Raw genomic sequence first — 9,505 nt, 5'->3', positions numbered from 1 at the left:
TGGGGTTCTCCGCAAATCGTGGACACGGTGCTAAGCGGCTTGGAGCCGCGTTTCGGTGGCCTGCGTGCTGGCGGCCCGCAGGGCGTGCTCGTGTTCGACCGGGGTGGTGTAGCCCAGCGCGGAGTGCAGCCGGCGACGGTTGTAGACGACCTCGATCCAGCGGGCGACCTCACGGCGGGCCTGGTCCCGCGTGGGCCAGGTACGCCGGTCGTAGAACTCGGTCTTGAGCGTGGACCAGAACGACTCGGCCATCGCGTTGTCCCAGCACACCCCGGTGCGGCCCATCGACTGGCGCACGTCCAGCTGCTGGCACACCTGGTGCAGCTGGGCGGAGGTGTACTGACAGCCCCGGTCGGCGTGGAACACCACACCGGCCGGCACACCCCCGCGCAGGGTGTGGGCCATCCGCACGGCGCGTTCGACCAGGTCGGTGGACTGCACGGTGTCCATCGCCCAGCCCAGCACCCTTCGTGAGCACCCGTCACGGACCACGCACAGGTACAGCCACCCTTCACCGGTGCGCAGATAGGTGATGTCCGAGATCCACACCGCGTCCAGGCTCCCAGTGTCGAAGGCGCCTTCCACCCGGTCCGGGATCGAGTGCGTGGCCGTGCCGGGGATCGTGGTCACCGGGGCCCACTTGCGGGGACTGATCCCTTCGATCCCTTGCCGGCGCATCGCGGCGGCCACGGTCTTCTGGTTCACCACCAGCCCGCCCCGGGCCAGGGCGGCGGTGATCCGCGGCGCCCCGTCCACCCCGTCGGAATGCTCGTGGGCGGTGCGCACGGCCTGATCGACCTGGGCCCGCCGGATGGCCTGCGGGCCCGGCCCCGCCGCGCACCGGGCCGCCCAGGCGTAGTAGCCCGAGCGGGAGACCCCCAGCAGCCGGGCCATGCGGGTGATCTCGAAGTCGGCCTTCTCCGCGTCCATCAGCTCAAACCGTTCTTGCGGTGTTGCTTCGACGCGAAGAAGGCTGCTGCTTTTCCCAGGAACTCGTTGTCCAGCTTCAGCTCGGAGACCTCGCGGCGCAACCGGTCCAGCTCGGCCCGCTCATCGACCGTCAACGGCTCCTGCGCCCCGGTGGCCCCGGTGCGCTCACGCTCGGCTTTCACCCACCGGCCCAGCAGCTGCTCCCCGATGCCGAGCTCCCGAGCGACCTCGGCGATCGAGCGTCCAGTATCGATCACCAGCCGGGCCGCCTCGATGCGGTACTCCGGGGTGTACTTCTTCCTCTGTCCCACGCGGACATCCTCTCTGGCAGGAACGAATCCCGCCATCTCGGTGTCCACGAAAAGAGGCTAACCCCACGGCTTGGGGGGTCGGAGGTGGTGGGGGTTGTGGGGTGGGGGGTCGGAGGTGATGGGCGGGTGCGGGGTGGGGAGTCGGCCCCGGGGCGGGCGCTGGGGCCCGGGCCCGGGGCGGCCGATACGATGGGCCGGTGACAGCATCCACCGTGCCAGAGCCCCCCGCCCTCCCGCTGCTCGGGCCCGCGGAGATCCGCGCGCTGGCGGGCCGGCTGGGCATCCGCCCGACCAAGACGCTCGGGCAGAACTTCGTGATCGACCCCAACACGATCCGCCGGATCGTGGCCGCGGCGCGGCTGGGCGAGGCCGAGACGGTGCTGGAGGTGGGGCCGGGGCTGGGCTCGCTCACGCTGGGGCTGCTGGACGCGGCCGAACAGGTGGTGGCCGTGGAGATCGACCCGCCCCTGGCCGCGCAGCTGCCGCACACGGTGGAGCGCTACCGTCCGGGGCGGGCGGACCGGCTGACCGTGCTGCAGGAGGACGCCCTACGCGTGCAGGAGCTGCCGCTGGAGCCCACGGCGCTCGTGGCGAACCTGCCCTACAACGTGGCCGTGCCGGTGCTGCTGCACCTGCTGGCCCGCTTCCCCTCGATCCGGCACGGGCTGGTGATGGTCCAGGAGGAGGTCGCGGACCGGCTGGCCGCGGCGCCGGGGACGAAGGTCTACGGGGTGCCCTCGGTCAAGGCCGCGTGGTACGCCGAGGTCACCAAGGCCGGCACGATCGGCAAGAACGTGTTCTGGCCGGCCCCGCAGATCGCCTCGGGGCTGGTGCGGTTCGTGCGCCGTGCGGAGCCCGTGGCGGACGTGGACCGGGCGCTGCTCTTCGGCGCGGTCGACGCGGCGTTCGCGCAGCGGCGCAAGACCCTGCGGGCGTCCCTCGCCGGGTGGGCGGGCTCGGCCGCGGCAGCGGGCGAGATCCTGGCGACCGCGGGCGTCGACCCGGGGGAGCGGGGCGAGAAGCTGGACGTCCACGCGTTCGCGCGGATCGCCCGGGCCGGCGCCGACGCCGGCGTGACGGCGGGGGTGCGCGGGGGATGACCACGATGATGCTCGCGGAGCGCGCCGAGGCGCCGGGGAAGGTCAACCTCTTCTTCGCCGTGGGCCCGCCCCGCCCGGACGGCTACCACGACGTCGCGAGCCTCTACTGCGCCGTGGGCGCCGTCGAGGCCGTGACCGCGACCCTGACCCGGGGCAGCGGCGTCTCCGTGGGGGTGGCGGTGGTCCCGGGGTCGCTCGTGGCCCAGCAGCAGGAGCTCGGGACGTTCTCGCTCGACGCCGTGCCCTCGGACGCCTCCAACCTCGCGGCGCGGGCGGCGCACGCGGTGCTCGAGCACTTCCCGCCGCTGGTCGGCGGCCTGCACCTGCAGATCGACAAGGCGGTGCCCGTGGCCGGCGGGATGGGCGGGGGATCGGCCGACGCCGCGGCGGCGCTGGCCGCCGTGAACCGCCTCGCCGCCCGCGTCTCGGGGCGACCGGCGCTCGACGACGACGCCCTGCTGCGCCTGGCCGCCGCTCTCGGCGCGGACGTGCCCTTCGCGCTGACGGGCGGTGCGGCGGTGGGCACCGGCACGGGCGCACGGCTGCGGCCGGTGCCGGTGGGGACGCCGCTGCACCTGGTGCTCGTGGCGGGCGGGGCCGGGCTCTCCACCCCGGCCGTCTACGCGGAGCTGGACCGGCTGCGGGCGGAACGCACGGTGCCCGAGCCGCGGCTGCCGGAGGGGCTGGAGGAGGTCCTCGCGGGCGGCACGGCGCACGAGCTCGCGCCGCTGCTGGCCAACGACCTCCAGGCGGCGGCGCTCTCGCTCGTCCCGCGGCTCGGACCCCTGCCGGCCCCGGACGCCGCGGCGGGCACGCTGGCGAGCTTCGTGTCGGGCTCCGGTCCCACGGTGGCCCACCTCGTGGCGGACGGCTCCTCGGCCGAGCGGATCGCGCAACGGCTCAGGGACCAGGGGGCGGCCGCTCTCGCGGTCGTGGCCCCCTGGCCCCTGGCTTCCGGCCGCCGGCCCCTGGATCTGACCTGACCTCCCGGGTTCAGGCGGCGCCGGCGGACGCCTCGGTGCGCTGGCGCCGCCACGGGCGCCGCGAGACCGGCATCAGCTCACGGGGACCCGCTCGTGGTCCAGGAGGTTCAGCAGGTAGGAGCCGTAGCCGCTCTTGACGAGGGCCTCGGCGCGCACGCGCAGCTCGGCGTCGCCGAGCAGGCCCATGCGCCAGGCCACCTCCTCGGGGCAGCCGATGGACAGCCCCTGGCGGGCCTGGACCGTGCGCACGAACGCGCTCGCGTCGGCCAGGGAGTCGAAGGTCCCGGTGTCCAGCCACGCGGTGCCCCGGTCCAGGAGCTCCACGTGCAGCTGCCCGCGCTCGAGGTAGATCCGATTGAGGTCGGTGATCTCGAGCTCCCCGCGCGCGGAGGGCGCGAGCCCGCGGGCCAGCTCCACCACGGAGTTGTCGTAGAAGTACAGCCCGGGGATCGCGTACGGGCTCCGGGGCCGCTCCGGCTTCTCCTCGATGGACACGGCGCGGCGGTCGTCGTCGAACTCCACGACGCCGTAGGCCGTGGGGTCGGCCACGCGGTAGCCGAACACGGCCGCCCCGGAGATGTCCTGGAAGCGGCGCAGCCGCGTGCCCAGGCCGGGGCCGTAGAAGATGTTGTCGCCCAGCACGAGGCACACGGGCTCGTCGCCGATGTGCTCGGCGCCCAGCACGAAGGCCTGGGCCAGACCGTCCGGAGACGGCTGCACCCGGTAGCTGATGGACACCCCGAAGCGGGTGCCGTCCCCGAGCAGGCGCCGGAACTGCGGGCCGTCCTCGGGCGTGGTGATCACCAGGATGTCCCGGATCCCCGCCAGCAGGAGCGTGGAGAGCGGGTAGTAGATCATCGGCTTGTCGTAGACGGGCACGAGCTGCTTGCTGATGCCCTGTGTGATGGGGTGCAGGCGGCTGCCCGTGCCGCCCGCCAGAATGATGCCGCGCATGGTCCTCTCCCTTCGCCTGCAATTCACTATAGTGATGCCCTCTCCCCGTGGCGGCCATCCAGCTGCTCCGCGCACAAAAGGGGACATAAAAGATGCAGATTCGTCGAATTGCGACTGCTAACGTCCTGATCAAGAGCTGACGCCCGGTCGCGGACCGGCGCCGGCGGTCCCGGGGGAGGGGTTCCCCGGGCCACCACAGGGGGAATCCGGCGGGACGGGAACCGCAGCGGACGACGACCGGCCACGGGGGTGGCACGCGTCGTCCGCGGTGTCCCGGCCGGAGCACAACGATCGGGGGATCGCCATGAACTGCACGTCGTCGCCAGGAGGCACCCGGCCGGGGAACAGGGCCCTGGTGCGCCCTCCGTCTCCGCTGCGCCGGTTCGGGACGGGGGGACTGGCCCTCGTGCTGGCCGCCTCGCTGTACGGCTGCTCGAGCGGGGAGCCGGGGGACCCGTCGGAGCCGGCGGCCTCGACCGCCTCGGCCGAGCAGGACGGCCCGGCGCAGGCGGACAGCGGGGAGGACACCGGCAACGGCCGTGCCGGCGAGGGGCCGGGATCCGGCAAGGACGCCGCCGGCGAGGACAGCACCGGCAAGGACCCCGCCGCCGGGGACGCCGGCAAGGACACCGGCAAGGACGCCGCCGCGAAGGACCGGGTCGCGCCGCCGGCCGAGCCCGGCCGGCCGGCGGTCGTCGAGGACACCGGCACCGGGGAGGAGCGGCGCGCGACCGTGAAGACCGTGGCGCTGGACAAGCCCGCCCGGCCCGCCGAGGGCCTCGAGATCACGGTCTCCTCCACGAAGCCCGTCGACGCCGAGGGCATGGGCCCGGGCGGCGTGAGCGGGCCCGCGATCGCCGTCGTCGTGACGGTGCGCAACACCACCGACGCGGCGGTGTCGACGCTGGGGAGCACCGTCACCGTGGCGTACGGCCGCGACAAGGTCCCCGCCTCGCCCTCGCGCCAGCCGGGCGACGACCCGCTGCCGCGCGAGGTGGCCCCCGGCAAGACCGTCTCGGGCACCTACACGTTCCTCGTCCCCGAGGACCAGCGGGACGACGTCGTGGTCACGGCGTCCTACCGCGCCACCGACCCGGCCGCGGTCTTCGCCGGCCCGGCCCGCGGGGACGGGGCGGACCGATGAGCCCCCGCCCGCAGCACCGCTCCAGCTCTCCACGCCACGACCTCGGAGGTCATCCCATGAAACGCATCCTTGTTCCCACCTGCGGCCTGCTCCTGGTCGTGGGGACGCTGGCCCCCGTCCCGGCGTTCGCCGACTCGGCACCGGCGGACCCCTCGGACCCGCGCACGCCCACCACGGTGACGGCGGACGCCCTGCCCACCGTGCAGGTCAACGGCATCGTGTGGGACCAGGCCGTGATCGGCAACACCGTCTACGCGGTGGGCGAGTTCACGTCGGCCCGCCCCGCGGGGGCCGCGGCCGGGCAGCAGGAGACCCCGCGGGCCAACATCCTGGCCTACCGGCTCGACACCGGTGAGCTGATCAAGGAGTTCGCGCCCACGGCCAACGGCGTCGTGAAGGCGGTCGAGGCCAGCCCGGACGGCAAGAAGCTCTACCTCGGCGGCTCGTTCACCACCGTCAACGGGGAGACACGCAACCGGATCGCGGCCGTGAACCCCACGACGGGCGCCGTGGACGCCGGCTTCCGGCCGTCCCCGGACTCCCGCGTCAACGCGATCGTGACGGACGGCAAGACCGTCTACTTCGGCGGCTGGTTCAGCGCCGTCGGCAACCAGCCGCGCGGCCGGCTCGCCGCGGTCGACGCCACGACCGGGGAGCTGCGCAACTGGACGCCCGTGGCCGACGACATCGTGGAGGCGCTCGTCCTGTCCCCGGACGGGAAGAAGATCGTGGCCGGGGGCATGTTCGAGAGCCTCAACGGCTCCGACGATCCCGGCATGGGCATGGGCGCCCTGTCCACGGCCGACGGCACCCTGCTGCCGTGGAAGGTGGGCTCCACGGTGCGCAACGGCGTGGGCGACGGCGGCATCTCGGCGCTGAGCACCGACGGCACGCACGTCTACGGCACGGGGTGGACCTGGCTGCGGAACTCGAACCTCGAGGGCACGTTCAAGGCCACGTGGACGGACGGGTCCATCGCGTGGCTCCAGGACTGCCACGGCGACTCCTACGACGTCGCCCCGCACGCCGGGGCGGTCTACGTGGGCACCCACGCCCACAACTGCGAGTCCCTGGGGGAGTTCACCGACACCAACCCGCGCACGTTCTACCGCGGCGTGGCCTTCAGCGAGGCGACCACCGGGGTGCTCGGCAGCACCTACGACAAGTACTTCGACTTCTCCGGCAACCCGGCGCCGTCGATGCTCAATTGGTACCCCGACCTCGAGGCCGGCTCCTACACCGGCCAGTACCAGGCGGCGTGGACGGTCGAGGCGGCGGGCGACTACGTGCTCATGGGCGGGGAGTTCCCACGGGTCAACGGCAAGGGCCAGCAGGGCCTGGTCCGCTTCACCACCCGGGCCAAGGCGCCCAACGCCGTGGGCCCCCGTCCCGGCGGGGCCGAGATGGGCCTCACCGCGTCCTCGCACAGCGGCGGCACGGTCAGCCTCACCTGGACGGCCGCGTCCGACCAGGACAACCAGAACCTCACCTACCGCGTGGTCCGGGACGGCAACACGGCCCAGCCGGTCGGCGAGGTCAAGGGCCGGCACCGGTTCTTCAACCGCGCCCGCATGGGCTACACCGACCTCACCGCGCAGGCCGGCAAGCAGCACAGCTACCAGGTCGTGGCCGTGGACCCGACCGGGCGCACCGTCGCCTCGTCCCCGGTGCAGGTCACCACGGCGGGAGGCTCCGCGCCGACCGGGTTCACCCGCTCCGTGCTCCAGGACACCCCGACCCACTACTGGCGGATGGGCTCCCTGACCGCCGGGCTGCAGGACGTCGCCGGCGGCGCGCCGCTGGCGCCGGACGGCCGGGTCTCCGGCCCGGTGCCCGGAACGGTGGCCGGCTCGGCGGAGGCCACGAGCTTCGCGGGCCCCAGCCTCACCCAGTCGGGCGGGTTCGCCGTGACGAAACAGATCGAGCCCGCGCCGCAGTCGTTCACCGCCGAGACCTGGATCAAGACCACGACGAAGACCGGCGGGAAGATCCTCGGGTTCTCGAACTCCACGACCCGCACGCAGAGCAAGGTCGACCGGCACCTCTACATGGACACCGCCGGCCGGCTGCACGCCGGGGTCTACCCGGACCGTGCGGAGGTCGCCTCCTCGGCCCAGGCCTACAACGACGGCAAGTGGCACCACGTGGCCATGTCGCTCGGCGACGACGGCCTGACCCTGTACGTCGACGGCACGAAGGTGGCGCAGAACACCGAGGCCACGAGGGCCGAGTACTACAGCGGGTACTGGCACCTCGGCGGCGGCAGCCTCCGGAACTGGCCGAACGCCCCGCTCGTCACGGACTTCACCGGCCACGTGGACGACACCGTGGTCTACGGCACGGCGCTGCCCGCGGACCGGATCCGGGCGCACTACACCGCGGCCGGCTCCACGCAGACCGAGCCGGTGCCGCCCACCGCGTCCTTCACCGCCACGGCCACGGACCTCACGGCGGCGTTCGACGCGAGCGGCTCCACGCCCGGCGACGCCGCCCTGGAGTCCTGGACCTGGAAGTTCGGGGACGGGGCCACCGGCACGGGGAACAAGACCACGCACGACTACGCGAAGGCCGGCACCTACACGGTCGAGCTCACCGTGAAGGACGCCGACGGCCGGAGCGCGACGACGTCGCGCTCCGTGACCGTCACCGCCCCCGAGCCGGACCCGGACCCCGGTGACCCGGCCGAGCCCCGGGTGCTCGTGGACGACGCGTTCGACCGCACGGGCAGCGGCTTCGGCTCCCCGGGCGCGGGGATGACCTGGAGCCCGTGGAGCTCCAAGGCGACGCTGTCCACGGCCGACGGCTCCGGGCGGATGGCCTGGTCGGCGCCCGGGGCGATGGCCTCGGCACGGCTGATCGGGCTCAGCGCGCGGGACTCGGACGTGCGCACGAAGGTGCGGTTCGCCGACGCTCCCAACGGCGGCGGAGGCTGGTTCTCCGTGCAGTCCCGGCGCTCGGGCAGCGACTACTACGCCGCGACCCTGCGGGCCCGCACGGGCGGGGCGGCGTCGCTGGCGCTGGTCCGGTCCGGCGGGGGCCAGGAGGTGACGCTCGGCACCGCGACGCTCGCGGACCTGCCGGTGGGCAAGGACCAGGAGCTCAACATCCGCTTCGAGACGGTCTCGGCCGCGGGCGGGTCCGGCAGCACGCTGCGGGCGAAGGCCTGGCCGACCGGGACGGCGGAGCCGGAGCAGTGGCAGGTCGTGGCCGAGGACACGACCGCCGGCCTGCAGCGCGAGGGACTGTTCGAGCTCGGCTACTACGTCTCGGGCAGCGCGACCAACGCACCGGGGAACCTGCACGTCAACCACTTCACGGCCGCCGAGCCGGGTGCGTCACCCGCGCCCGAGCCCGAGCCCGAGCCCGAACCCGAACCGGAGCCCGAGCCGGATCCGGCCGAGCCGGCCGTGCTCCTGGACGACGCCTTCGACCGCACGGGTGCCGGTTTCGGGTCCCCCGCCGAGGGGCTGACCTGGAGCCAGTGGGGCAACAAGGCGACCCTGTCCACGGCGGACGGATCCGGGCGGATGTCCTGGACCGGCGCCGGGGCCGCGGCCTCGTCGCGGCTGTACGGCCTGAGCCGGCTGGACTCGGACGTCCGGACGAAGGTGCGGTTCGCACCGGCGCCCGACGGCGGCGGCGGGTGGTTCTCGGTGCAGTCCCGCCGTTCCGGTGGGGACTACTACGCCGCGACCCTCCGGGCGCGCACCGGCGGGGACGCCCAGCTGAGCCTGGTCCGGGCCCTGGGGAGCAAGGAGGAGGTCCTGGACGTGGTGACGCTGCCGGACCTGCCCGTGGCGGCCGACCGGGAGCTCAACGTCCGGCTGGAGACGGTCACGGCCGGCGCCGGCAGCACGCTGCGGGCGAAGGTCTGGCCCACCGGGACCGCGGAGCCGCAGCAGTGGCAGGTGGTCGCCGAGGACGCGACCGCCGGACTGCAGCGGGCAGGGCTGTTCGAGCTCGGCTACTACGTCTCGGGCAGCGCGACCAATGCACCGGGGACGCTGCACGTGAACCACTTCACGGCACGCGCCGCCGCATCCGGGGCGGCCGGCTGATCCGGCCGGACGCCGCGCGGAGGGG

The 9,505-nt window shown here is 73.9% G+C and carries 6 protein-coding genes; 4 read left to right on the top strand and 2 right to left on the bottom strand.

Annotated elements, in window-relative coordinates:
• Positions 1–30: 30 nt before the first annotated feature.
• Positions 31–1,277 (bottom strand): IS3 family transposase gene (locus tag ACH9EU_RS18305; protein ID WP_396412164.1). Its coding sequence is split into 2 segments (ribosomal slippage): positions 31–974 and positions 974–1,277, totalling 1,248 coding nucleotides; the frame shifts between segments, so codons are not numbered across the junction.
• Positions 1,278–1,438: 161 nt separating this feature from the next.
• Here ACH9EU_RS18305 and rsmA point away from each other — a divergent pair.
• Together rsmA and ACH9EU_RS18295 are read left to right on the top strand one after the other, a co-directional pair.
• A complete protein-coding gene (gene rsmA / locus ACH9EU_RS18300) occupies positions 1,439–2,341 on the top strand; it encodes a 16S rRNA (adenine(1518)-N(6)/adenine(1519)-N(6))-dimethyltransferase RsmA (RefSeq protein ID WP_396415338.1) in 903 nt (300 codons plus the stop codon).
• Positions 2,338–3,324 (top strand): GHMP family kinase ATP-binding protein, encoded by a 987-nt coding sequence (locus ACH9EU_RS18295; protein ID WP_396415337.1) that lies wholly within the window; start codon positions 2,338–2,340, stop codon positions 3,322–3,324. Before rsmA ends, ACH9EU_RS18295 begins: the two co-directional genes overlap by 4 nt.
• Before the next feature lie 72 nt (positions 3,325–3,396).
• Here the strand turns inward: ACH9EU_RS18295 and rfbA are convergent, their stop codons facing one another.
• The gene (rfbA, locus tag ACH9EU_RS18290; protein ID WP_396415336.1) at positions 3,397–4,278 is read right to left on the bottom strand and encodes a glucose-1-phosphate thymidylyltransferase RfbA; all 882 of its coding nucleotides are present in this window, start codon (positions 4,276–4,278) and stop codon (positions 3,397–3,399) included.
• A gap of 355 nt (positions 4,279–4,633) precedes the next feature.
• On the opposite strand from rfbA, the gene ACH9EU_RS18285 reads away from it, so the two are divergent.
• Positions 4,634–5,422 (top strand): hypothetical protein, encoded by a 789-nt coding sequence (locus tag ACH9EU_RS18285; protein ID WP_396415335.1) that lies wholly within the window; start codon positions 4,634–4,636, stop codon positions 5,420–5,422.
• A gap of 56 nt (positions 5,423–5,478) precedes the next feature.
• The gene (locus ACH9EU_RS18280; RefSeq protein ID WP_396415334.1) at positions 5,479–9,480 is read left to right on the top strand and encodes a PKD domain-containing protein; all 4,002 of its coding nucleotides are present in this window, start codon (positions 5,479–5,481) and stop codon (positions 9,478–9,480) included.
• The last annotated feature ends 25 nt before the right edge of the window (positions 9,481–9,505 follow it).

It is taken from the genome of Kocuria rhizosphaerae, assembly GCF_044462265.1.
Taxonomy (GTDB): domain Bacteria; phylum Actinomycetota; class Actinomycetes; order Actinomycetales; family Micrococcaceae; genus Kocuria; species Kocuria rhizosphaerae.
Note: the sequence above shows the minus strand (reverse complement) of the source record. Positions and strands in the feature narration are given on the sequence as shown.

Excerpts from the sequence above, each read along its gene's own strand:
- ACH9EU_RS18295 (WP_396415337.1), top strand. The coding sequence starts at position 2,338 with ATGACCACGATGATGCTCGCGGAGCGCGCCGAGGCGCCGGGGAAGGTC.
- rfbA (WP_396415336.1), bottom strand. The coding sequence starts at position 4,278 with ATGCGCGGCATCATTCTGGCGGGCGGCACGGGCAGCCGCCTGCACCCC.
- ACH9EU_RS18280 (WP_396415334.1), top strand. The coding sequence starts at position 5,479 with ATGAAACGCATCCTTGTTCCCACCTGCGGCCTGCTCCTGGTCGTGGGG.